The organism is Lentzea sp. NPDC004789, assembly GCF_053601075.1.
This window is the reverse complement of record NZ_JBSGBE010000031.1, coordinates 69,061-92,606: the sequence shown is the minus strand read 5'-3', so window position 1 is coordinate 92,606 and position 23,546 is coordinate 69,061. Positions and strand designations below refer to the sequence as shown.

Here is a 23,546-nt window from a genome sequence, read left to right as displayed (position 1 = left end):
TCACAGCGACTGCTCGTCCTTGCCGGCCGAGGTCCTGGTGGAGGCGCCGCCGAGCTGCCGGGCGGTGTTGACGAGGGCTTCCATGCTGAACGCCTGCGGGGTGTTGCCCATGTGCCGGCCGGTGGCGGTGTCGTACTCCTCGCTGAGCAGGCCGACGTCGTTGCGCAGGCCGAGCAGCCGTTCGAACAGGCCGCGGGCCTGCGCGGTGCGGCCGATGCCGTGCAGGGCGTCAGCGAGCCAGAAGGTGCAGGCGAGGAACGCTCCCTCGGTGCCGGGCAGGCCGTCCACGCCACCGTCGGCGTCGGGGCGGTAGCGCAGCACGAAACCGTTCTGGCACAGCTCGCGCCGCACGGCGTCGACCGTGCCCCGCACCCGCGGGTCGTCCCAGGGCAGGAACCCTACGCGCGGGATCAGCAGCAGCGACGCGTCGAGACCGCGGGAGCCGTAGAACTGGGTGAACGTGCCGCGTTCGGCGTCGTAGCCCTTGGCGCAGACCTCGGCGTGGATGCGGTCGCGGACCTCCCGCCACCGGTCGACCGGCCCGTCCAGGCCGTGGTTCTCCACCGTGTGCACCGCACGGTCGACACCGACCCAGGCCATGACCTTGGAGTGCACGAAGTGCCGGCGCGGGCCGCGCACCTCCCACAGGCCGTTGTCCGGGTCGTCCCAGTGGCCCTCAAGGTGGTCCAGCAGGGCTCGTTGCAGGTCCCAGGCCGTCTCGGTGCTGTGCAGTCCCGCCTCGCGGGCCAGGTGCAGGCCGTCGAGCACCTCGCCCCACACGTCGAGCTGGAACTGGTCGGCCGCGGCGTTGCCGATGCGCACCGGTGCCGCGCCCTCGTAGCCGGACAGCCACGCCAGTTCCTGCTCCGGCAGCCTGCGGGAGCCGTCGAGCCCGTACATGATCTGCAGCTTCGCCGGGTCGCCCGCCACGGCGCGCACCAGCCACTCCCGCCACGCGCGGGCTTCGGCGACGAAACCCGTGCCCAGCAACGCCTGCAGCGTGAACGTGGCGTCGCGCAGCCAGCAGAAGCGGTAGTCCCAGTTGCGCGGTCCCCGCCACTGCTCGGGCAGCGACGTGGTCGCGGCGGCCACGATGCCGCCGGTCGGCGCGTAGGTCAGCGCCTTGAGCGTGACCAGCGCCCGGCGCACCGCGTCCGGCCACGGGCCGTCGTAGGTGCAGCGGCCCGTCCACTCGGTCCAGAAGTCCTCGGTGTCCGAGATCGCCCGCTCGGCGTCGACCGCGTGCGGGCGCGGCAGGTGCGAGGCGGTGTGGGTGAGCACGAACGGCACGCGTTGCCCGGCGCGCACCTCGAACTCGGCGGTGGTGGTCAGGTCGTGGCCGTGCACCGGCACGCCCGCCTCCAGCCAGACCGCGTCCGGACCGGCCACCGCCGACAGCGCGCCACCGTGATGACGCACCCACGGCACGACGTTGCCGTAGTCGAACCGCAGCCGCAGGTCCATCCGCATCGGCACGCTGCCCGACACGCCCTCCACCACGCGCACGACGTCCGCGGCCTCGCCACGCGGCGGCATGCAGTCCACGACGCGCACCGAACCGTCCGGTGTGTCCCACTGCGACTCCAGCACCAGCGTGTCGCCGCGGTAGCCGCGCCGGTCGGCCGGGCCGCCGTTGGCCGGGGCGAGCAGCCACCGGCCGGCGTCCACGTCGTGCAGCAGTGCGGCGAAGCAGGCGTGCGAGTCGAAGCGGGGCAGGCACAGCCAGTCGATGCTGCCGTCCCGCCCGACCAGCGCCGCCGTGTGCAGATCGCCCAGCAGGGCGTAGTCCTCGATCGGCGACGGCACGGCTCAGCGGCTCCCGTCCAGGCTGATGACGACCTTCACGTCGTCGGACCGGGCCTCGAAGGCGTCCTCGTAGGACTCCAGCGGCACCCGTCGCGTGATCAGGCCGCGCAACCAGTCCGGGTCGGCCTCGGCCAGCACGTCGGCGGCCTGCCGGTAGTGGCGCAGGTTGGCGTTGACCGAGCCGACCACCACGTCGTTCTCCAGCACGATCTCGCGGTTCACGCTGCCGGCGTCGACCGCGATCCTCCGCCCGGACGGTGAGACCCCGGTCAGGCACACCACGCCGAAGGAAGCGGTGTTGCGGATCGCGGAGAAGACCAGGCCGCCCGCACCGGTCGCCTCGATGACGACGTCCGGTTGGAGCTTTCCCGCCACCTCGTCGGCGTCCTCGTGGTGGTAGGTGGCGCCCAGCTGCTCGACCAGGCGCGGTTTCGGCCCGTCCGTCACGCGGTCGAGCACGTGCACGTCGAGCCCCTGCTGCACACCGATCAACGCCGCCAGCAACCCGATCGGCCCGGCACCGGTGACCAGCGCCCGCGTCGGCTCGTACCAGGCGCGCTCACCGACGCGACGCACCTGCTCCCACGCCTTGGCGACCACCGAGGTCGGCTCCATCAGCACGCCGGTGTCGGCCAGTGCCGGATCCAGCTTGACGGCGTAGTCGGTCTCCACGCACCACAACTCGGCTCCGTACCCGTCGAGCTCCTTGATGCCGCGCTCGGTGTACCGGCCGTTGCGGCAGCTGTCGAACTCACCTCGCGCGCAGGCCCCGCACGGCACCGGATCCGGCCTCCGCACCACGCCCACCACGAGATCCCCGGCCGAGAACCCGCTGTCGCCCGGCGCGGACCGCACCCTGCCGAGCGACTCGTGCCCCAGCACCAGCCGGTCCCGGCCAGGCGGTGCCCAGCCGTAGTCGGCACGCACGATCTCCTTGTCCGTGCCGCACACGCCGACGGCGATCCCCTCCACCAGCAACTCGTCCGTACCCGGCGCCGGGTCGGGCAATTCGGTCAGCTGCAACGAATTCTTCGTCCCTGGGAGAACTGTGAGCGCACGCATGCCACCGGGCTACCCACCACCGCCGGGGCCATGCGGGATTGCGTCTTTCCCCACGGCTGTTCAAGATCGGGCGATGACCGACCTGCACGCGCTCTACCGCGACCTGCACCAGCACCCCGAACTGTCGCTGCGGGAGTTCCGGACGGCCGGGGTGCTGGCCGATGCCCTGCGCCCGCTGGGTTTCGACGTCACCACCGGCGTCGGCGGCACCGGCGTGGTCGGCGTGCTGCGCAACGGCGACGGCCCGGTCGTCCTGCTGCGCGCCGACATCGACGCGTTGCCCGTGGAGGAGAAGACCGGGCTGCCGTACGCGTCGACCCAACGCGCGACCAACGCCGACGGTGAAGAAGTGCCCGTGGCGCACGCGTGCGGGCACGACATGCACGCCACGTGCCTGATCGGGGCGGCCGAGCAGCTGGCCGGTGCCCGCGCCGAGTGGTCGGGGACGTTGCTGGTGGTGTTCCAGCCGGCCGAGGAACTGGGCTGCGGCGCGCGGAACATGGTCGAGGACGGCCTGTTCGAGCGGTTCGGCAAGCCCGATGTCGTGCTGGCGCAACACGTCGGGCCGTTGCCCGCCGGGATGATCGCGCACGGCAGCGGGCCGGTGATGGCGGCCTCGGACTCGCTCCGCGTCACGTTGTTCGGCCGGGGCGGCCACGGCTCGGCACCGGAGATCGCGGTCGATCCGGTGCTGATGGCCGCGCATGTCGTCGTGCGGCTGCAGGGAATCGTCGCGCGCGAGATCGCACCGTCAGAGCGTGCTGTGGTGACGGTGGGGCGGCTGCTGGCCGGCACCAAGGACAACGTGATCCCGGAGACGGCCGAGGTCGGCGTCAACATCCGCACGTTCAACGAGCACACTCGCGGCATCGTGCGCGCGGCCGTCGAACGCATCGTTCGTGCCGAGGCGGCGGCGTCCGGTGCGCCGCGCGAGCCCGAGTTCGAGTGGCACGACGGCACTCCGGTGCTCGTGTCGGATCCGGACGCGACCGCCAGGACGGTGGCCGCGTTCACCGAACGGTTCGGCCAGGAGCGGCTGATCCCCGGCGCGCTGGTCAACTCCAGCGAGGACGTCGGCGTGTTCGGCACGGAGGCCGGGGTGCCGACGGTGTTCTGGTTCTTCGGCGGCATCGACTTCTCCGCCTGGGAGCCCGGGAAGGCCGTGGCGATGAACCACTCCCCCGAGTTCGCGCCGGACCTGGAACCGACGCTGACCACCGGGGTCGAGGCACTGGTCGTCGCGGCACGGGCGTGGCTGGGGAGTTAGATCCTGCCGTGCACGCCGACACCGGCCACCGAAGTCGGCGCTGGTCGTCGCACGGATGTGGCCCAGAAGTCGGCCGCGATCCTGCCGCACACCCCGACGCCGTCCGTCGCCTCGCGGGCGTGGCTCAAGCGGTAGCCGCGATCCCGTCGTACATCACGCGCCGGATCGCCTCGCTGAGCGCGGTCTGGTCCTCCGGCGTGCGCAGCGAGGCGATGGCCGAGCCGAGGATCATGCCGTTGATGGCCCTGGCGGTGTTGCCGACGTCGAGGTCGGCGCGCAGGTAGCCCAGCTCGACGCCGTGCGAGAGGTAGGCGGCGGTGAGCGCGGCGGCCAGGTCGAACAGGTCGAGGATGCGTTCCGCCATGGCCCGGTCGATGCCCGGCGCCTCGAACAGCAGCAGCCGCGGCACGCGCGGGTCCTCGCCGAAGATGCGGGCGAGCGCCTCGCCGATGCGCGCGGACTGCTCGCGGTACTCGGCGAGCGTCGACACCGCGTCCGGCGCGTTCTCCGCGGTGAGGGCGCCGGTGATGCGCGCGACCAGGTCGTCCACGACGTGGTCGACGATGTCCCGCTTGTTCTGGAAGTAGCGGTAGAACGTGCCGTGCCCGATGCCGAGCCGCGTGGCGACGTCGGCGATCCCCGTGGCGTGGTAGCCGCGTTCGGCGAAGCAGTCGAACGCCGCGTCGATGATCTCGCGGCGCAGCTCCTGCTTCTTGCGCTCGGCTCGGCTCACGGGTTCGGTACTGGACGTCATGCACCTGAGTCTATGACCTGCGGACTCTTGTGATCACCCGAGAACTGACATACCGTTCCGGAACTGACATGCGATTCCGTTTCAGCGGAGGAGGTCGGATGACCCCGCAGTACGACGCGGTCGTCGTCGGTGCCGGGTTCGGCGGCATGGGCGCGGCGATCGAGCTCAGGCGGCTCGGGCTGAACGACCTGCTGATCCTGGAACGGGAGGGCGACCTCGGCGGCACGTGGCACGTCAACCGCTATCCGGGCCTCGCCGTGGACATCCCGTCCTCGACCTACTCCTACTCGTTCGAGCCGAACCCGCACTGGTCGCGGCTGTTCGCGCCGGGCGAGGAGCTCAAGCGCTACGCCGCGCACGTCGCGGACAAGTACGACCTGCGCCGGTTCATGCGCTTCGGCACCGTCGTGACCGGAGCCTCGTGGCGCGACGACCACTGGGAGGTGAGGACCGCGGACGGATCGGTCGTCACCGCGCGGTACCTGGTGACCGCGACGGGGTTCCTGTCCCAGCCGAAGACGCCCGACATCCCGGGCATCTCCTCGTTCGAGGGCGAGGTGATGCACACCGCCGCGTGGGAACCGGCCGACCTGACCGGCAAGCGGGTCGCGATCATCGGCACCGGAGCCACGGCCGTGCAGCTGATCCCCCAGCTCGCCCGGTCCGCGGCTGCTTTGACCGTGTACCAGCGCACGCCGATCTGGGTCAGCCCGAAACCCGACTACCCGATCCCCGTGCCGTTGCGGAAGCTGTTCGCGCGCTTACCTTTCGTCCAGCGGGCCGTGCGGTGGCTGGGCAGCTCGATCCTCGAACTGATGATGATCTCGGGCGTGGTGCACTACCGGCAGCTGCGCGTCGCGAACCGGCTGGCCGAACGGTGGTGCCGCGCGCATCTGCACCGCCAGGTCCACGATCCGGTGCTGCGCCGCGAGCTCACGCCCGGCTACTCGTTCGGCTGCAAGCGCCCGACGTTCTCCAACGACTACTTCCGCACGTTCACCGAACCCCACGTGCGCCTGGAAACCGCGACCATCGAGCGGATCGACAGCTCGGGGATCATCACCGCGAAGGGCCGCACCGAGATCGACGTCCTCGTGCTGGCCACGGGATTCGACCTGTGGGACACCAACTTCCCCGCGTTCGAGGTGATCGGGCGCGACGGCAGAGATCTCGGCGCGTGGTGGCGGCAGCACAGGTTCCAGGCCTACGAGGGCGTGACCGTGCCGGGCTTCCCGAACTACCTGTCGCTCAACAGTCCCTACGCCTACAGCGGACTCTCGTACTTCACGACCATCGAGTGCCAGATGACGCACATGCGGCGGTTGTTCACCGGGATGCGGCAACGCGGCGCGGAGGTCTTCGAGGTCACCCAGCGGGCCAACGACGAGTTCCTCGGCCGCATGCGCGCGAAGGTCGCGCACAACACGGTGTTCTCACTCGGCCAGTGCGCCACCGCGCACAGCTACTACTTCAACCAGCACGGCGAAGCGACCCTGCTGCGGCCGACCTCGACGATCAGCGCGCAGCGGGCCGCAGGCCGCTTCCCGTTGCGGGACTACGAGTTCTCGCCGGTCACGCGCACAGGCACAGCAGGTGGCCCTCAGGGTCGGCCAGCACCGTCCACCGCCCCTCGCCGGGCTGGAACTCCGGCTTCGTAGCACCGAGTTCGAGCACCTGCTCGACGGCCAGGTCGAGGTCGTCGACCTGGAAGTCCAGGTGCGCCTGCTTGCCGGGACCCGGCCAGGCGGCGGGCCGGTGGTCCGGCACGCGGAAGAACGCGAGCTGGACGCCGTCCTCGCCGAGGTAGGCGCTGTCCTCGTCACTGGACGTGATCTTCCACCCCGTGACGGCGTGGTAGAACTCGGCCAGCGCCCGCGGGTCGGCGCAGTCGAGGACGATCGTGGTGAGTCGGGCCAGTGCGGGCATGGTGTTCTCCTTCGTTCGTTGCGCACCAGCCTCGGCCACGGGCACCCCGGTGGTCTTGAAGATCCTTGCGCCGGAATTGTCAGACCCCCGGCCTAGCCTGCGGGGGTGCTGTCGTTCGTCGATCTCGTGGTGCGGCCGGAGTTCTCCGTGTCCGCGGTGGACTGCCGTGACGACCACCGCGGCTGGTCGGCCGAGCCGCCGCGGCAGGACGTGCGGCTCGTGCTCGTGCGCCGCGGCGGGTTCCGGCGCCGGGTCCGCGGCGTGCCGGCCGATCTCGACCGCACCGTCGGCTACCTCGGCCTGCCCGGCGAGGAGGAGCAGTTCGCCCACCCGGCCGGTGGTGACGAGTGCACGTCGATCGGGCTCAAACCGGCGCTCTGGCACGCGATCGCCGGTGACGCGCCACGGGTGCGCGGGTCGTCGTTGTACGTGGACGGTGAGCTCGACCTGGCCCACCGGCGGCTGCTGACGGCCGCGCGCACCGACCCGTCCGAAGAACTCGTCGGGCTCGTGGGGGAAATCGTGCGGCAGGTCGTCACCACGACCGTTCCGGACGGCACGGCCGACCAGGCGCTGGTGGCCAGGGCGCGCGGTGTGATCGGCGACGACCACCCCGCCGCGGCCGGGCTCCTTCCGCTGGCCGCGTTGCTGGGCGTCTCGCCGTACCGGCTGAGCCGTGCGTTCACCCGTGAGCTCGGGGTGTCGCTGACCCGCTACCGCAACCGGGTGCGCGTCGCCCGTGCTCTGGATCGTTTGGAACAGGGCGAATCCGGCCTCGCCGCGCTGGCCGCCGACCTCGGGTTCGCCGACCAGGCGCACCTGTGCCGGACCGTGCGCGAACACCTCGGACACACCCCAACCGCTCTGCGCAGACTACTTGCGACAGAACGGACATCTGCCCCATCGAAGGAAAGTGCGGCAGCAAGTCGTACAAAAATCGACGCATAGTGGTGTGTGAATAAGTTAGTACTTGTTAACGAAGGTTTCGGAACTCATTCTTTCCCTGCTCCGCCACACATTCACCTCAGACGAACCATCGGCTCCCCTGCAACCGCGAGCCGGTGCCTTCGCCCTGCAACGAGGAGAACCAATGCAAGCGAGACGCTCTCTCGTGCTGGCCGCGGCAGGAACACTTGTCGCAGCCGTTCTCACCCAAACCGGCGCGAACAGTGCCGTCGCCCAGCCGCCGGCGCAGACCGCCGACGCGATGGCGGTGGACGCGGCCGCGAGCCTGGTCGACAGCAAGCCGTCCCAGTTGCACGCCAGCGCGAACGACTCGTTCGTCCGCCACGGCGTCATCTCGTCGACGAACGGGCTGAAGTACATCCCGTACGAGCGGACCTACAAGGGAATGTCCGTGGTGGGCGGCGACTTCGTCGTCGTCACCAACGCGACCGGCCAGGTGCTGCACACCTCCGTCGACCAGAACTCCACGATCGATCTCCCCAGCACCACCGCGACGGTCACCAAGGCCCAGGCCGAGGCCACCGCCAAGTCCGCGCTGTCCAAGGTGGACAGCACGGGTGCCGCGGAGCAGGTCGTCTACGCGCTCGACTCCACGCCGAAGCTCGCCTGGAAGGTCTCGGTCGTCGGCCGGGACGACGAGGGCCCGAGCAAGCTCGACGTGATCGTCGACGCCGCCACCGGCCAGGTGCTGCACAAGCAGGAGCACGTCCTGCACGGCACCGGCACCAGTGGCTGGAACGGGCCGAACCCCGTCACCATCGCCACCACGCAGTCCGGTGGCACGTACTCCATGAAGGACCCGAACCTCACCAACGTCAGCTGCCAGGACGCGGCGAACAACACGACGTTCACCAAGTCCACCGACACGTGGGGCAACGGCACCCAGACCAACCGCGAGACCGGTTGCGTCGACGTGCTCTTCGCGGCGCAGACCGAGTCGAAGATGCTCACGCAGTGGCTGGGCCGCAACGGTTTTGACGGCAACGGCGGTGGTTGGCCGATGCGCGTCGGCCTGAACGACCAGAACGCCTACTACGACGGCAGCCAGGTCCAGATCGGCAAGAACACCGCCGGCCAGTGGATCGGTTCGCTCGACGTCGTCGCGCACGAGCTCGGCCACGGCATCGACGACCACACCCCCGGCGGCATCTCCGGTTCCGGCACGCAGGAGTTCGTCGCGGACGTCTTCGGCGCCACCACCGAGTGGTTCGCCAACGAGCCGTCGCCTTACGACACCCCGGACTTCCTCGTCGGCGAGACGATCAACCTCGTCGGCAGCGGCCCGATCCGCAACATGTACAACCCGTCCGCGCTCGGCCACGCGAACTGCTACTCCAGCTCGATCCCGAGCACCGAGGTCCACGCGGCCGCCGGTCCCGGCAACCACTGGTTCTACCTGCTCTCGCAGGGCACGAACCCGACCAACGGCCAGCCGACCAGCACCACCTGCAACAACACCACGATCACGGGTCTCGGCGTCGAGAAGGCCATCAAGATCTTCTACAACGCCATGCTGCTCAAGACGTCCGGCAGCTCGTACCTCAAGTACCGCACCTGGACGCTGACCGCCGCGAAGAACCTCTACCCCGGTAGCTGCGCGGAGTTCAACACGGTCAAGGCGGCCTGGGACGCGGTCAGCGTCCCCGCGCAGTCGGCCGACCCGACGTGCAGCGCGACCGGCACCGTCACGGTCAGCAACCCCGGCAACCAGTCGAGCACGGTCGGCACCGCGGTGAACCTGCCGGTGTCGGCGAGCGGCGGCACCGCGCCCTACACGTGGTCCGCGACCGGCCTGCCCGCCGGCCTGTCGATCAACTCGGGCACCGGCACCATCTCCGGCACCCCGACCACCGCCGCCACCTCGAACGTCACGGTGACCGCGCAGGACAGCACCGGCAAGAGCGGCTCCGCGTCGTTCAGCTGGACCGTCGGCACCGGCGGCGGCAACTGCTCCGGCCAGAAGATCGCCAACCCGGGCTTCGAGTCCGGCGCCGCCTCGTGGACGGCGACCTCCGGCGTCATCGGCCAGCACGGCTCGAACGGCCAGCCGGCCCACTCCGGCACCTGGTCGTCCTGGCTGAACGGCTACGGCTCGTCGCACACCGACTCGCTGTCCCAGTCGGTGACGATCCCCGCGGGCTGCAAGGCGTCGCTGAGCTTCTACCTGCACATCGACACCTCCGAGACCGGCAGCACCGTCTACGACAAGCTGACCGTCACCGCGGGCACCACCACGCTCGGCACCTTCTCCAACGTGAACGCCGCGTCGGGCTACGTGCTCAAGACGTTCGACGTGTCCTCGTTCGCGGGCCAGACCGTGACCTTCAAGTTCACCGGCGTGGAGGACACCTCGGCGCAGACGTCGTTCGTGATCGACGACACGGCACTGACGCTGAGCTGACCGGTCTAACCTGAGCACCTCGAAAGCGAGAGGTGCTCATGAAGAAGCAGGTCTACGCGGTTGCCGCGATCGTGGACTCGATCGCGGCAACCGTGCGTCGTACCAGGGCCCTGCGGTCCGTGACGAAGACCGCCCTCATGCCCCTCCTGGCCACGGCCACCCCTCCCCGCGACCCCGGCATGGCGATCGGCCTGGCCGGCTCGTGGGCGGGCGACGTGGCCCTGCTCGGCGACTCGGACCGCGCGTTCCGCGCCGGACTCTTCAGCTTCCTCGTCGCACACCTCGGCTACACCGCCGCACTGATGCGCAGATCACAACCGGGCGCCCGCAAGGCCGTCGTGCCGGTCGTCACCGCCTCCGCCGCCGCCGCAGCCGCGTTCGCCCGCGCCGCCGGCCCCTCGACGGGCCGCCCGGTCGGCCTCTACGCACTCACGCTCGGCACCATGGTGGCCGCCGCCTCGACCGTCCGCGGTGCGGGCGCACGGCGGGTTTTCGGTGGTGCAGCCCTCTTCGCGGTGTCGGACGCCCTGCTCGGCGCCAGCCGGTTCGTCCTCAGAGGACGCGCGGCCCAGGTCGCGTCGGCGGGCGTGATGCCCACCTACGCGGCGGCGCAGTGGCTGATCCACACCGGGTTCGAGCGGACCGGGGACCCCGCGTGAAAACCCGGTGGATGCCCTGTGCTAACGTTCTTCGTGTCGGAAACGCAAGGCTCCGGCACAAGAGACAGGCGCCGCTAGCTCAGTTGGTTAGAGCAGCTGACTCTTAATCAGCGGGTCCGGGGTTCGAGTCCCTGGCGGCGTACTCCGAAGAAGCAGGTAGAGATTCGTCTCTACCTGCTTCTTCGCATTTCCGCGCGTGGCACCCCGCCGGCCTTCGGAACGCCGAACTCGGTCTCGCGGATTCGCCGAGCGTCGAGCTGGGCGGTGTGACCGCTCCCCCTTGTCGCGGCCACACCTGGCTCTACAGCCGTACCAGCCTGATCTCGTGGTCTGCCTCGACGGCCGGCGGCTCCTCCTCCGGCACCGGTGAACGCAACGCCCGTGCGGTGGCGAAAACCGACTTCCAGGTGTCCCACACGGCGATCATCGCGGCCGACAGCACGACCGAGGCCGCGACCGCGAGCACTCCGCCGTCGTCGAGCAGCACCACCACGGCGACGACGGCCCACAGCTCGACGGCGGTGAAGACGACGGCGAGCAGCACGTGTTCGGTGTGCTTGCGGCGTGCACGCGCCTTCTGCTTGCGGGAGCTGGCTTCCGGCAACGGGTGGTGCTTCATGACGGCTCCTGATGTGTCCTCGGTGTCTTGTGCACCAAGGAGAACGCCGTCGCGCCGAGAAGTTTGCGTCATATGCCACACAAGGAGCGAAGTGCGTCCTCGCGTAGAATTTCGATGCTGGTGCGGCGGGTTTCGATGATCCCGGCCTCCCGCAACGTCTTCAACGCCCGCGCCAGCGTCTCGCGCGAGATGCCGGCGATTCCGGCGAGCTCCCGCTGGCTGAGCGGCACCGTCGCGATCATGTCGCTGGTCCCGCGATGCGCGAGGTCGAGCAGCACGGCACCCACCCGGTGCAACGAGGGGCCGGTACGGAGGTCCTGCTGATCGCCCGTCGCCCGTTGCCGCGACACCACGACGCACAGCACCGCCCACACGATCTTCGGGTGTTCCTCGCACAGCCTCTTCAACGCGTGGGCGGAAATCACCATGCCGCGCACGGGATCCACCGCCGTGAGCGTCGCGGAACGGCCGCCGCCGTCGATGGCGGAGAGCTCACCGATGATCTCGCCGGGCCCGCGGACCGCGAGCACGGTCTCCTCGCCGCTGAGGGTGAACCGGCTGACCCGCACGCGTCCGCGGGACACGACGAGCATGTTCCGCGACCTGTCCCCCTGATGGCAGATCACCGATCCGGCCTCGAACGTCACGCGGGTCGCCGCAGCCTGCAGCGCGTTCCGGTCCGCGACGTCGAGCATCTCCCAGAACGACTGGTCGATCCCCATGCTTCCATGATTCACGGATCAGCACGGTGGTCACTGCCCCGATCGATCTAATCCCACCGAATTCGAGCCGATGGGTGTGACCGGATGGCGGCCATTCCACCGCGGCGAGAACTGTCCTATCTGGACACCGGCTACGTCGTCCCGGTCACCCCGGCTGGGCAGCCCACCGCCGCGAACACGGTTTTACCGCCGTCCGCCAGAGATCTCGTGCCCCATTCGCGGGCCAGTTTGTCGATCACCACTATGCCGCGGCCTCGCATACCGCCGAGCCGGAAGCGTCCGTGCACAGGCCGAAGTTCCGAGGTGTCGTCGACCTCGATGGTGATCTCGCAGTGAGCGAGACTCCGGAGGACGCGAAGCCGGCCGGTGCCCGCCGTGTGGTCCAACACGTTGCTCACGAGTTCGGTCATGACGAGCAACACGTCGTAGCGGTGGTCCTCGCCGAGATCGTCCAGCGTGGCGGCGAGGCGGACGCGCAACTGCGCCACCGTGCTCGTCGGTTCGACAGGCAGGTCCAGGACGACGGATGTCGAATCGTCGCCGATCGTCGTCACGGGGCGCCTCCGGGTTGGCACGCGCGGCAGGCCGGACCGGCTCAGGCTAGACCACCATCGCGGGACGGTTCGGCTTCCGCACTTCCGCAACCCGGCGCCGAGGTGTTCAACAGTCGTATCATGCGTTGAACGTGCGTCGAGCAGCTGGCGCCGTGGGTTCCACCCGACGGCGAAGGAGTGCGTGGCATGGCCGACGACGTGCGAACGGTTCCACCGTCTGATCAGTCGCTCAACGGTGACCGCCCCGACGCGCTGGAGCGCCTCGACGAGACCGCTGACGCGCTGGAGGTGTTGCGTGACGCGCTCACCGGCGAGGAATCGCTCGACGACGCGTTGCAGCGGCTCGCGGAGACCGCGGCGAAGGCGATCCCCGACGCCGACGCGGTGACCGTCTCCGTGGTGACGCTGCGGCAACCGCGCACCGCGGCCGCCACGGACCGCCTTCTCGTCGACGTCGACGAGAAGCAGTACAGCGCCGATCGCGGCCCGTGCCTGCAGTCCGCCCGCACCCTGGAGCCCGTCCGCGCGGTCGTCGGCGAGCACCGCGACGAGTGGCCGGAGTTCGAGGCCGCGGCGGCGGAGCAGGACATCCGCGCCTACCTGTCGGTCCCCGTGATCCTGCCGGCCACCGACCGGACGCAGGCCGAACACGTCGGTTCGCTCAACATCTACAGCCACACCGCAGCGGCCTTCGACCCGTTCGACGAGGGCCTCATGCGCCTGTTCACCACGGCGGCCTCGGCCACGATCAGCAGCGCCCAACGGTGGCAACGCTCCCGCGAACAAATCGAGCAGCTTGAACGAGCGCTGGTGTCACGTGCCGTCATCGATCAGGCCAAAGGCGTCCTGATGGCAGTGCACAAGTGCACCCCGGACGAGGCCTTCTCGATGCTCGTGGAGCGGTCGCAGCACGAGAACGTCAAACTGCGCGACGTGGCCAAGAACCTGCTCGACTCGGTCGTGCTGTCCTGACCGAGGGTCACCCGGCCACGGGCGCGACCTTCCGGTTCCGCGCCACGTGCTTCGGGGCCTGGGCGACCGCCGGACGGCGAAGTGCCTTCAGGCCGATGGTGACCGCGGCGGTGGTCAGGACGCCTGCCGCGACGGCGGCCAGGAACAGCAGGGGCTTCCCGAAGTCCGCGACGCCGAACAGTCCACCGTCGGCACGGCTGACCGTGGCGCCGAAGTTCGCGATCAGGGAACCGGTCACGGCACCACCCGCCATGCACGCCGGGATGACCCGAAGGGGGTCACCGAGCACCAGCGGGGTCACGCCCTCGGGGACCGAGACGAGACCGAACAGCCAGGCGGCCTTGCCGTACTTGCGTTCGGCCTCCGTGAACGACTTGCCGCGCACGACGGTGGCCAGCGTCATGGCCAGCGGCGGAACCATGCCGGCCGCCACGATGGCCGCCATGATGGTCATGTTGATCGGGCTCAGCTTCGACGGATCGGCCCCGATCACCTCCATCGAGCCGAACGCGATGACCGACCTCGTGACCAGCCCGCCGAGGTCGGAGCACACCAGCGCGCCGGCGACCAGGCCGAGCAGCGGCAGGCTCAGGAACTCGAGGTCGACCAGCTGTCCGTGCAGCCAGTTCGTGAACGCGTTCAGCGCCTGGCCCAGAACCGCGATGGTCAGGAACGCGGTGGCCGCGGTCGCCAGAACGGGGACCAGGACGGCGGAGGTGAGGCCCCGCAGCGCCTTCGGGACGGTGAGCCTGGTGAGTGCGCCGGCCGCCGCGGCGGCGGTCAGGCCGGCGAGCAGGCCGCCGAGGGGGCCGGTGCCGATGCCCATGGCGGTCAGGCCGCCGACGATGCCGGGCAGCAGCGCCGGACCGCCCGCCAGACCGTAGGCGACGTATCCGCTGACGGCGGTCGGGACGACGTAGGTCAGCGCCATCATCCCGGTCCGGTAGAGCAGGGCTCCCCACGTGGCCGGCTGGGTCCAGTCACCGGCGGACAGCAGCCCCGCGGACGAGGCGGTGACGTCCGGGCCGCTGAGCGCGAAGCCGAGGACGATCAGGACGGCGGTGACCGAGGTGAGGAACACCAGATGGGGAGTGCCGGACCGGATCCAGCTGCCGAGCTTCGCGAGGGCGTTCGCGCCTTGTGCGGCTGTCCGGTCCGGGAAGGTGAGTTGCGGCTGTGCGGCCCGCTGGGCGCGGGCACTCGGACGGGCCATGGTGGTTCTCCAGGTTCGTGGGTGCCGTCGGCGGAGGCCGCGGCGCGCGGGTACGGGTCGGGGGTGGCGCTGCGGGACCCCGGAGGGAGGCGGGCGGTGAAGACCGCCTCCCCCGGGCGTCAGCCGGACTGCGTCCTGGTGCTCAGTGAGTGACCAGGCCGAGGGCGTAGCTCTGCAGCAGGGGACCGATCTTGGAACCCACCATGTGCGGGATGGAGCATCCGCAGCGGCCGCCGTCCCAGAGCCAGACGACACCCGAGTGCGTGCCGGCGATGAAGGCGGCCGACCCCGTCTGGTCGGTGTCGAAGATCGGGGCGCCGGAGTCACCGGCTTCGGTCAGCTTGCCGTTGTTGAAGAACGGCGCGTTGTTTCCGCCCTGGTCGTAGAGGAACCCGTTGCCGTTGTCGATACCCGCGTCGCTGGCGCTCCAGCGGATGCTGTAGTTCGTGTTCGAGACGGGGTGACCGCAGTGGTTGAACGTCGTCTGACCGCTGACGCACAGCATCAGGCCGTTCCACACGCCGGAGCCGCCGTGCACGAAGATCTTGGAGGTGCTGTACTCGGTCCCGCCCGTGTAGATCCAACCGTCGTAGGCGAGCCCGTGCAGGAGCGAGACGTCGAGGTGGGTGTCACGCATGTCGACCGAGCCGACCTGCTGTCCCCAGTGTCCGCGGTGGTCCTTGTTCATGAAGGTGTCGCCGTCCGTGTCGCAGTGCGCTGCGGTCGTCAGCGCCCGTTGACCGGTGAAGACGCTCTCGACAGCGACGCCTGCCGTGCAGACGCCCCCGTTGCGGCTGTTGATGAGCGAGATTCCGCCGTAGAACGGGTAGCCGTCGTTGAAGCGGTCGATTCCGTTCTGCGACTCGAAGCGGCCCCGGTGGATCTCGACCTTGCCCGCGTAGGACTTGTTCAGACCGTCCGTGACCGACGCCGGCGCATCGGTGGTGACGACGACCTTGTCCGTCTTCGCGTCGTAGGTGCTGGAGATCCCGTACTTCCCCGCGTCCGCGCTGAACTTGCGGTCCATCACCGTCTTCTGGATCGAGTCCAGTTCACTCTTGCTGAACTGGCTGGTCCGCACGGCGACCTTCCCAGCGGCCGGGAGGGAGGCGACGACCCCCGCCAGGTCGGTGGCGGGCGTACCGGCCGGTAGCATCAGCACCGGGTCGGAATCGGACGAAACCCCCAGCGCGGAGGCCTTCTGCGCGACCGCGTCGACCTCCTTCCACACCGAGTCACCGGACTGCGCCGCACCGGCACCAGGGGCGGGTGACGCCTCTGCGACCGACGAGACCGCCGGGATCGCCGTCATCGCGACGGCCGCGGCAGCGGCGGCGAGCACGCCGAGCCGTGATGCCCTCATTCCGTTTCTCATTGCTCTCACCGTTCTGGCCCGGTACCGGGCCGTCAGAACCTGCTGTGGTGGCTTCCACCTGCGTGGACAGCAGCGAAGATGTACGTTCTGGCCGGCCCGGAACAATGGGGAACGCGTCGATTGGGTAGTCGCCCGCGACCAGATGGGTATTGGCCGGCCCGGTCCCGGCCTCCGCGAGCCGTGCCCCCGTCAAGAGCCGACTCCGCGGATGTTTTGCCCGCCGTCCGAGCGGGTAGACAGGCGCGTCAGCACAGACAGACGCGACTGAGGGACTGCCGAATGCGCATCAGCCGCAAGCCGACGGGCGCGAGGTTCTTCGAGCTGTTCGCCGAGATCGGCGCGAACATCGGCGCCAGCGTCGAGCTGCTGCGCGAGTTCGTGCGCGCGCCCGCCGAGCAGCGCGCGGAACTGGCGGCGCGGATGCACGCGCTGGAGAACGCGGGCGACGACGCCACTCACGCCATCATCGAGCACCTGGACCGGTCCTTCGTCACGCCGTTCGACCGGGAGGACATCTACCGGCTGGCGTCCAGGTTGGACGACGTCGTCGACCACATGGACGCCGCGGTCGACCTCGCGACGCTGTACCGGGTGGGCGAGCTGCCGGACGGGGTCGGGGTGCAGGCCGACCTGCTGTGCCGGGCGGCCCGGCTCACCGCCGAGGCGATGCCGCGGCTCGCCGAACCGCAGGAGCTGACCGCGTTCTGGGTCGAGGTCAACCAGCTGGAGAACGAGGCCGACCAGGTGTACCGGCGGCTGCTGTCCGAGCTGTTCAACGGTGAGCGCAACGCCCTTGAGGTCATGAAGCTCAAGGAGGTGGTGGACGAGCTGGAGGCCGCCGCCGACGCCTTCGAACACGTGGCGAACGCGGTGCACTCGATCGCGGTCAAGGAAGCGTGATGCTGACCGCCGGACTGGTGGTCGTGGTGGTGCTCGCGCTCGCTTTCGACTTCACCAACGGCTTCCACGACGCGGCCAACGCCATCGCCACCGCGGTGTCCACCCGTGCGCTCACGCTGCGTGCCGCGCTCTCGCTCGCGGCGGTGATGAACCTGGTGGGCGCGCTGCTCGGCACCGGCGTCGCCGTCACGATCGCCTCGGGCATCATCGAGACCCCGGTCGGCGACGACGCGCTGCACGTGGTCACCGCCGCGCTGGCCGGAGCGATCACCTGGAACCTGGTCACCTGGTACTTCGGCCTGCCGTCGTCGTCCTCGCACGCCCTGGTGGGCGGCCTGGTCGGGGCGGCGCTCGCCTCCACGACGACCGTGCACTGGGCGGGTGTGCTGGAGAAGGTCGTCATCCCCATGGTGGTCTCCCCCGTCGTCGGCCTGGTGCTCGGCTACCTGGTGATGACGACGATCATGTGGGCGTTCCGCGACGCCAACGCGCACCGCGCCGGGCGCCTGATGCGCCGGGCGCAGGTGTTCTCCGCGGCGAGCCTCGCCCTGGGGCACGGATTGCAGGACGCCCAGAAGAGCATGGGCGTCATCGTGCTGGCGTTGGTCGTCACCGGGAACCAGACCGGCTACTCCGTGCCGTTCTGGGTGATCCTCGCGTGCGCGCTGGCGTTGTCGGCCGGAACCTACGCGGGCGGCCTGCGGATCATGCGCACCCTGGGCAGGCGCATCTTCCACCTCACCCCGCCGCACGGCTTCGCCGCCGAGCTGTCGGCTTCCTCCGTGCTGTACCTGACCGCGTTCGTGTTCCACGCCCCGATCTCCACCACGCACGTGATCACCTCGGCCGTGATGGGCGTGGGTGCGACCACCCGCCGCTCGGCGGTGCGCTGGGCGGTGGCCGCGGACATCGCCAAGGGCTGGGTGCTGACCCTGCCCGCCTCCGCCACCGTCGCCGCCGGCGCGTACGGCGTGGTGACCTTGCTGTGACCGTCCACAAGGGACAGCGATAAACCGTTCAGCGGACGGCGAAAGCTCCGGTACCGTCGAACGGACACAGGAGGGAGCGCCATGAGCCGCTACAACGTCATGACCGCGATCCCTTACGTGAACGGCAAACCGCACGTGGGACACGCACTGGAACTCGTCCAGGCGGACGTCCTGGCACGCCGCCATCGCCAGCGCGGTGACGAGGTGCGCGCCCAGACGGGCACCGACGACAACGCGCTGAAGAACGTCCAGAGCGCCGAGGCGGAGGGCATCAGCCCCGCCGAGTACGTCGGCCGCGTGGCGGAGCGGTTCATCGAGCTCGGTGACGCGCTCGACCTCTCGTTCGACGACTTCATCCGGACGAGCTCGGACCCGCGGCACAAGCCGGGCGTCGACCGGCTCTGGGCGGCCTGTGCCGAGCGGGACGACTTCTACCGCAAGACCTACAGCGGCCTGTACTGCGTGGGCTGCGAGCTGTTCTACCAACCCGCCGAACTGGCCGACGGCCGGTGCCCCGAGCACGGCACGGTGCCGGAGCAGGTCGAGGAGAACAACTGGTTCTTCCGGCTCAGCCGGTACCAGGACCGCCTGGTCGAGCTGATCTCCAGCGACACGATCCGGATCGAGCCCGCGTCCCGCAAGCGCGAGGTGCTGTCGTTCGTGGGCAACGGGCTGGAGGACTTCAGCGTTTCGCGCAGCACCACGCGCGCACGCGGCTGGGGCATTCCCGTGCCGGGAGATCCTGACCAGGTCGTCTACGTGTGGTTCGACGCGCTGGCCAACTACCTCACCGGCCCCGGCTACGGCAGCGATCCCGACGGCTTCCGCCACTGGTGGACCGAGAGCGACGAGCGCGTGCACGTGATCGGCAAGGGCATCATCCGGTTCCACGCCGTCTACTGGCCCGCGATGCTGCTGTCGGCGGGGCTCGCCCTGCCCACCACGATCTTCGTCCACGAGTACCTGACCGCCGGCGGGCAGAAGATCAGCAAGTCGTTCGGCAACGCCGAGGACCCGGCCGACATCACCGCCCGCTACGGCACCGACGCCCTGCGCTGGTGGATGCTGCGCGACGTGGCTCGCGCGGACGACACGGACTACACCGCGGAGCGGCTTGTCGGTCGTGCCAACGAGGATCTCGCCAACAACATCGGCAACCTCGTCAATCGGACCGTGTCGATGGTGCGGCGCTACCGGTCCGGTCAGGTGCCCGCCACGGCGGCGGACAACCCCGCGGCGCGGGAACTCCGCGTCGCGAGGGCCGAAGCAGCGGACCTGATCGACCGGGCGCTGGCGGGGTTCGACTTCCGGCGCGCCGTCGAGGCCGTGGTCCGGATCGGCCACGAGGGCAACCGCTACGTGGAGGCCACCGCGCCCTGGGCGCTGGCGAAGGCCGGGCGCGCGGAGGAGCTCGACGCGGTGCTCGGCGAGCTGGTCGTCACCTGCCGTGAGCTGGCCGTGCACCTGGAGCCGTTCCTGCCGGGGGCCGCTCGCCGCATCGCCGCGCAGTGCGGCGACGGCGGGCCGGTCGTGACCGCGCCTAGTCCGGTGTTCCCCAGGCTCGAGGCCTGAGCCGTACGCGTGCGGTTCGCGGCCGCTTCACCACTCGTGCACGGCCAGGTCGTCGCGACCGGGCATACTGCGCGAATGGCACCCCGCCCGGCGAGCGACTTCGCCCAGCTGTCCGCCGAGATCAAGCAGGCCGGCCTGCTCGACCGGCGGCGCGGCTACTACTACGCCCGCATCACCGCGAACCTGCTCGTCTACGGGGGCGCGTGGGTGGCGTTCGCGCTGATCGGCGACTCGTGGTGGCAGCTCGCCGTCGCCGTCGTCCTGGCGGTGATGACGACCCAGCTCGCGTTCATCGGACACGACGCGGGGCACAAGCAGATCTTCGCGTCGAAGCGGTGGAACGCGATCGCCGGCTACGTCCACGGCGGACTGATCGGGGTCAGCCAGGACTGGTGGGTCGGCAAGCACAACCGTCACCACGCCAACCCCAACCACGAGGACGAGGACCCGGACGTCGACATCTCGGTGCTGGCGTTCACGCGGCGGCAGGGCGAGGCCAAGCGCGGCCCGCGGCGGTGGATCACCTCGCACCAGGCGGTGTTGTTCTTCCCGTTGCTGCTGCTGGAAGGCTTCGCGCTGCACTGGCACTCGATCAGGTACTCCGGGCGCGAGCGGTACCTGATGATCGCGAACGTCGTGGTCTACCTGGCCGTGGTGTTCTGGGTGCTGTCGCCCGTGCACGCGATCGTGTTCGTGTTGGTGCACCAGGGTTTGTGGGGCTTCTACATGGGATGTTCCTTCGCCCCCAACCACAAGGGCATGCCGGTGCTCTCGGCCGGGCACACCCTCGACTTCCTCCGCAAGCAGGTGCTGACCTCGCGCAACGTCCGCGGCGGCTGGTTCGTCGACCTCCTGCTCGGCGGGCTGAACTACCAGATCGAGCACCACCTGTTCCCGAGCATGCCCCGGCCGCACCTGAAGCACGCGCAGGTGATCGTGAGCGAGTTCTGCCGGCAACGCGGGATCTCCTATGCGCAGTGCGGGTTGTTCCGGTCGTACGGGTACGTGCTGGAGCACCTGAGCGAGGTCGCGGCACCGTTGCGGAAAGCCGCCGCCTGACGGTCCGATTCCCGCCAGCTCCGCGGCGGGAAATCCAGCAGGCTGGTCCACATGGGATCACTTGAAGGCAAAGCGGCTCTGGTCACCGGTGGAAGCCGCGGCATCGGGGCCGCGGTGGCCGCGAGGCTCGCGGCACTGGGCGCCCAGGTCGCGGTCACGTACCAGAACACCAAGCCGGACAACGGTTTCGCGATCCAGGCGGACAGCGCCGACGCGGACGCCGTGGTGGCGGCGGTGGACGAGGCAGCGGCCGAGTTCGGCCGGCTCGACGTGCTCGTGAACAACGCGGGGGTGTTCCAGGTCGGGCCGTTGGAGGACCTGGGACGGGAAGCGTTCGACCACACCATGGCCGTGAACGTCCGGGCACCGTTCCTCGCGGCACGGGCGGCGGCACGGCACATGCGCGAGGGCGGCCGGATCATCAGCATCGGCAGCAACGTCGCGGTGTACGCGCCGTTCGCCGGTTTCGCCCTCTACTCCGCCAGCAAGACGGCGCTCATCGGCATGACGAAGGGCCTCGCGCGCGAGCTGGGCCCGTTGGGCATCACCGCGAACATCGTCAACCCCGGTCCTACCGACACGGACATGAATCCGGCGAACGGGCCGATGGCGGACACGATCCGCGGCCTGACCGCATTGGGCCGCTATGGAAAGCCGGAGGAGATCGCGGAAGTCGTCGCGGCACTGGCGGGTGACGCCGGTGCGTACGTCACCGGTGCCAGCATCAACGCGGACGGGGGCTTCACGGCGTGAGGCTGTGAAACCCGTTCAGCGGCCGTCGGCTAGGTTCTCCGCCACGTCGCGGAGGGGATCGGAATGACGGACTTGCTGGCCGGGTTGCTGAACGCGCCCGCCGCCGAGCTCTACCAACGCCTGCTGCGGGCCGGTCAGCTGCCGATCACCGACCTGCCGGAGGTCGAGGAGCTGGTCGAGGCCGGGTTCGCCCGCAAGAGGTTCGTGGGCGAACCGGTGATCGTGCCGGTCGAACCGTCGCGCGCGGTCGACCAGGCGCTGATCACCGTGCAACGCCAGCTCCTCGACCAGCACCGCATGATCGTGCGCGTCCGCGAGCAGATGCACGCACTGCAGAAAGAATTCGTCGCCAATGCGGAGCGCGACGACAACGGCATCAGCGTCCACACCGACCCGGCCGAGATCGGCGCGCTGTCGGTCGAACTCTGCCTGTCCGCCGAACGCGACTTCGCGAACCTCGAGACCGAGCACTACCGCAACCCGCCGGACGGCCGGTCGGCCAAGGTGCCGCCGGCCGCCGTGCTGGAACGCGGCGTGCAGTTCCGCAACATCTACTCCCGACCGGTGCTGGACCTGCCGTTCGCGGGCGAGATGGTCCGGCGTTGCGCGGAAGGTGGGTGGCAGCTGCGGGTGCTGCCCGAGCTGCCGATGAAGATGGTGCTCGTCGACGACCGGGCGGCCCTGCTGCCCCTCGACCGCACCGGCATGGAAGGTGCCGTGCTGGTCAGGGCTCCGGTCATCGTCGCCGCGCTGCGCATGTACTTCGAGCTGCTGTGGAACCAGGCGCTGCCGTTGCACGACGGCGGCACGGTCAGCAAGTTCTCCGCGCATCAACGAACCGTGCTGCGGTTGATGATCGGCGGGATGACCGACGCCGCGATCGCCCGCCATCTCGACGTCAGCGAACGGACCGTGCGCCGGCACATCTCCGCCGCACTCGACCAGCTCGGCGTGGACAACCGGATCACGGCGACCGCGATGATCGTCCGCGACGGCTGGCTCGACTAGTTGCCGCCTGAGCCAGGAGGACCGTCGCACTGCCACTCGACCGGACCGGTGCCGTGCGGTTTCTGGTAGCCGCCCACGAAGATCGACCTGTATCCACCGCCGATCTCATCACCGGCGACCCACGGCCGCTCGAGCTTCGCGCACGTGCCCGGCAGCAGCAGGACCAGCTTGCTCCCACTGGACGTGAGGCCGAACGCCGAGTTCGGATACCGCTCCGCCAGGTCGAACGGCGCGATCGTGGCGCGGTCCACCCCGTCCGGGACGACGAGCCGGATCTTCGACCTGGTGAAGGTGTCACTCCAGACGTTCACGGTGCCCGTGTCGGCGATGAACCCGGCGCCGGTGTGGCCGTCCAGCACACTTCCCGCGGGCATCGTGGCCACCACGGCTTCCCGGCCCCACGTGTCCGCACCGTCCCGCCAGCCCGTGTGCTCCCACCGGTGTACCGCGCCCGACGGCTCGGTCCCGTAGATGGCACCGGGCTCCGCGGACGTGAGCGAGCTGAACGAGCTCCAGTCGGTCTTGGCACCGACCTGCCGCCAGTTCGCGAGATCGCTGGACCAGAACAGCCCGCTGCCGACGACCCGGTAGTACACCCCTGAGCTGTACTTCTCCCCTGACCAGAACACCGTCGAGACGTCATCCCAGCCCGAGGCCGCGATGACGTTCTGCCCGCTCCAGCGCGTCACGCCGGGAGAGCGGTTCGCATCGAGACAGAAGCTGTGCGCCACCAGCCCACCCTCGGCCGTGATGCCGAAGACCGATCGCCCCCACAGGTAGCACGGTTCGAAGGCCTCTGCCGGCGAAGCCATCGTCAAGAGCATCACGAAGGCCAGCAGAACTTTCCGCAATCCCATGGCGCAGAAACTAGTCAGTGATCACCGTTCGACGGAACGACCGGATCCGGACACTGTCCGAATCCGGTCATCTCCCCCTGGCCGGTACCGGCCATTGGCCGCCAGTTCCCCT

At 69.7% G+C, this 23,546-nt stretch carries 22 protein-coding genes and 1 tRNA gene; 13 read left to right on the top strand and 10 right to left on the bottom strand.

Annotation, left to right across the window (positions count from 1 at the left end; all coding sequences use genetic code 11):
* Window positions 1–1,806, bottom strand: coding sequence for a glycoside hydrolase family 15 protein (locus ACWEIJ_RS42475; RefSeq protein WP_449842967.1), 1,806 nt, complete (start codon window positions 1,804–1,806; stop codon window positions 1–3).
* A gap of 3 nt (window positions 1,807–1,809) precedes the next feature.
* Entirely contained in the window at window positions 1,810–2,829 is a 1,020-nt protein-coding gene (locus tag ACWEIJ_RS42470; RefSeq protein WP_449842966.1) for a glucose 1-dehydrogenase, read from the bottom strand.
* 112 nt (window positions 2,830–2,941) lie between these two features.
* On the opposite strand from ACWEIJ_RS42470, the gene ACWEIJ_RS42465 reads away from it, so the two are divergent.
* A complete protein-coding gene (locus ACWEIJ_RS42465; protein WP_449842965.1) occupies window positions 2,942–4,135 on the top strand; it encodes an amidohydrolase in 1,194 nt (397 codons plus the stop codon).
* 124 nt (window positions 4,136–4,259) lie between these two features.
* Here the strand turns inward: ACWEIJ_RS42465 and ACWEIJ_RS42460 are convergent, their stop codons facing one another.
* Complete coding sequence (locus ACWEIJ_RS42460; RefSeq protein WP_449842964.1) at window positions 4,260–4,889, bottom strand: TetR/AcrR family transcriptional regulator; 630 nt, start codon at window positions 4,887–4,889, stop codon at window positions 4,260–4,262.
* 98 nt (window positions 4,890–4,987) lie between these two features.
* Here ACWEIJ_RS42460 and ACWEIJ_RS42455 point away from each other — a divergent pair, with 98 nt between their 5' ends.
* On the top strand, window positions 4,988–6,547 hold the full coding sequence (locus tag ACWEIJ_RS42455; protein WP_449842963.1) for a flavin-containing monooxygenase: 1,560 nt from the start codon (window positions 4,988–4,990) through the stop codon (window positions 6,545–6,547).
* Here ACWEIJ_RS42455 and ACWEIJ_RS42450 read toward each other — a convergent pair.
* Window positions 6,462–6,815 (bottom strand): VOC family protein, encoded by a 354-nt coding sequence (locus ACWEIJ_RS42450; RefSeq protein WP_449842962.1) that lies wholly within the window; start codon window positions 6,813–6,815, stop codon window positions 6,462–6,464. The genes ACWEIJ_RS42455 and ACWEIJ_RS42450 overlap by 86 nt on opposite strands.
* Window positions 6,816–6,920: 105 nt before the next feature.
* On the opposite strand from ACWEIJ_RS42450, the gene ACWEIJ_RS42445 reads away from it, so the two are divergent.
* The 4 genes from ACWEIJ_RS42445 to ACWEIJ_RS42430 all read left to right on the top strand — a co-directional run bounded on the left by ACWEIJ_RS42445 (window position 6,921) and on the right by ACWEIJ_RS42430 (window position 10,983).
* Window positions 6,921–7,763, top strand: coding sequence for a helix-turn-helix domain-containing protein (locus tag ACWEIJ_RS42445; RefSeq protein ID WP_449842961.1), 843 nt, complete (start codon window positions 6,921–6,923; stop codon window positions 7,761–7,763).
* Between the two features lie 142 nt (window positions 7,764–7,905).
* Window positions 7,906–10,182, top strand: a complete 2,277-nt coding sequence (locus tag ACWEIJ_RS42440) for a M4 family metallopeptidase (RefSeq protein ID WP_449842960.1) — start codon at window positions 7,906–7,908, stop codon at window positions 10,180–10,182.
* 38 nt (window positions 10,183–10,220) lie between these two features.
* Window positions 10,221–10,841: a lysoplasmalogenase gene (locus ACWEIJ_RS42435; protein WP_449842959.1), complete on the top strand. Its 621-nt coding sequence runs from the start codon at window positions 10,221–10,223 to the stop codon at window positions 10,839–10,841.
* A gap of 68 nt (window positions 10,842–10,909) precedes the next feature.
* A tRNA-Lys gene (locus tag ACWEIJ_RS42430) sits at window positions 10,910–10,983 on the top strand.
* A gap of 159 nt (window positions 10,984–11,142) precedes the next feature.
* On the opposite strand, the gene ACWEIJ_RS42425 is transcribed toward ACWEIJ_RS42430, so the two are convergent.
* The 3 genes from ACWEIJ_RS42425 to ACWEIJ_RS42415 all read right to left on the bottom strand — a co-directional run bounded on the left by ACWEIJ_RS42425 (window position 11,143) and on the right by ACWEIJ_RS42415 (window position 12,736).
* Window positions 11,143–11,460: a hypothetical protein gene (locus tag ACWEIJ_RS42425; RefSeq protein ID WP_449842958.1), complete on the bottom strand. Its 318-nt coding sequence runs from the start codon at window positions 11,458–11,460 to the stop codon at window positions 11,143–11,145.
* A gap of 68 nt (window positions 11,461–11,528) precedes the next feature.
* Window positions 11,529–12,182: a Crp/Fnr family transcriptional regulator gene (locus ACWEIJ_RS42420; protein WP_449842957.1), complete on the bottom strand. Its 654-nt coding sequence runs from the start codon at window positions 12,180–12,182 to the stop codon at window positions 11,529–11,531.
* 131 nt (window positions 12,183–12,313) lie between these two features.
* Window positions 12,314–12,736, bottom strand: a complete 423-nt coding sequence (locus ACWEIJ_RS42415; RefSeq protein ID WP_449842956.1) for an ATP-binding protein — start codon at window positions 12,734–12,736, stop codon at window positions 12,314–12,316.
* 186 nt (window positions 12,737–12,922) lie between these two features.
* Here ACWEIJ_RS42415 and ACWEIJ_RS42410 point away from each other — a divergent pair, with 186 nt between their 5' ends.
* Window positions 12,923–13,708 carry an ANTAR domain-containing protein gene (locus ACWEIJ_RS42410; RefSeq protein ID WP_449842955.1) on the top strand — a complete coding sequence of 262 codons (786 nt, stop codon included), beginning with the start codon at window positions 12,923–12,925 and terminating at the stop codon, window positions 13,706–13,708.
* 7 nt (window positions 13,709–13,715) lie between these two features.
* Here the strand turns inward: ACWEIJ_RS42410 and ACWEIJ_RS42405 are convergent, their stop codons facing one another.
* On the bottom strand, window positions 13,716–14,921 hold the full coding sequence (locus ACWEIJ_RS42405) for a fructose-specific PTS transporter subunit EIIC (protein WP_449842954.1): 1,206 nt from the start codon (window positions 14,919–14,921) through the stop codon (window positions 13,716–13,718).
* A gap of 142 nt (window positions 14,922–15,063) precedes the next feature.
* A complete protein-coding gene (locus tag ACWEIJ_RS42400) occupies window positions 15,064–16,284 on the bottom strand; it encodes a hypothetical protein (RefSeq protein WP_449842953.1) in 1,221 nt (406 codons plus the stop codon).
* Between the two features lie 291 nt (window positions 16,285–16,575).
* Here ACWEIJ_RS42400 and ACWEIJ_RS42395 point away from each other — a divergent pair, with 291 nt between their 5' ends.
* The 6 genes from ACWEIJ_RS42395 (at window position 16,576) to ACWEIJ_RS42370 (ending at window position 22,577) form a co-directional block, all read left to right on the top strand.
* Complete coding sequence (locus ACWEIJ_RS42395) at window positions 16,576–17,196, top strand: DUF47 domain-containing protein (RefSeq protein WP_449842952.1); 621 nt, start codon at window positions 16,576–16,578, stop codon at window positions 17,194–17,196.
* Window positions 17,196–18,185, top strand: coding sequence for an anion permease (locus tag ACWEIJ_RS42390; RefSeq protein ID WP_449842951.1), 990 nt, complete (start codon window positions 17,196–17,198; stop codon window positions 18,183–18,185). The genes ACWEIJ_RS42395 and ACWEIJ_RS42390 overlap by 1 nt, the downstream gene beginning before the upstream one ends.
* A gap of 81 nt (window positions 18,186–18,266) precedes the next feature.
* Complete coding sequence (locus tag ACWEIJ_RS42385; protein WP_449842950.1) at window positions 18,267–19,757, top strand: methionine--tRNA ligase; 1,491 nt, start codon at window positions 18,267–18,269, stop codon at window positions 19,755–19,757.
* A gap of 75 nt (window positions 19,758–19,832) precedes the next feature.
* Complete coding sequence (locus ACWEIJ_RS42380) at window positions 19,833–20,816, top strand: fatty acid desaturase family protein (RefSeq protein ID WP_449842949.1); 984 nt, start codon at window positions 19,833–19,835, stop codon at window positions 20,814–20,816.
* 51 nt (window positions 20,817–20,867) lie between these two features.
* Entirely contained in the window at window positions 20,868–21,569 is a 702-nt protein-coding gene (locus tag ACWEIJ_RS42375) for an SDR family NAD(P)-dependent oxidoreductase (RefSeq protein ID WP_449842948.1), read from the top strand.
* Between the two features lie 63 nt (window positions 21,570–21,632).
* Window positions 21,633–22,577, top strand: coding sequence for a LuxR C-terminal-related transcriptional regulator (locus ACWEIJ_RS42370; protein ID WP_449842947.1), 945 nt, complete (start codon window positions 21,633–21,635; stop codon window positions 22,575–22,577).
* Here ACWEIJ_RS42370 and ACWEIJ_RS42365 read toward each other — a convergent pair.
* Entirely contained in the window at window positions 22,574–23,389 is an 816-nt protein-coding gene (locus tag ACWEIJ_RS42365; RefSeq protein ID WP_449842946.1) for a hypothetical protein, read from the bottom strand. The genes ACWEIJ_RS42370 and ACWEIJ_RS42365 overlap by 4 nt on opposite strands.
* Window positions 23,390–23,546 lie beyond the last annotated feature (157 nt).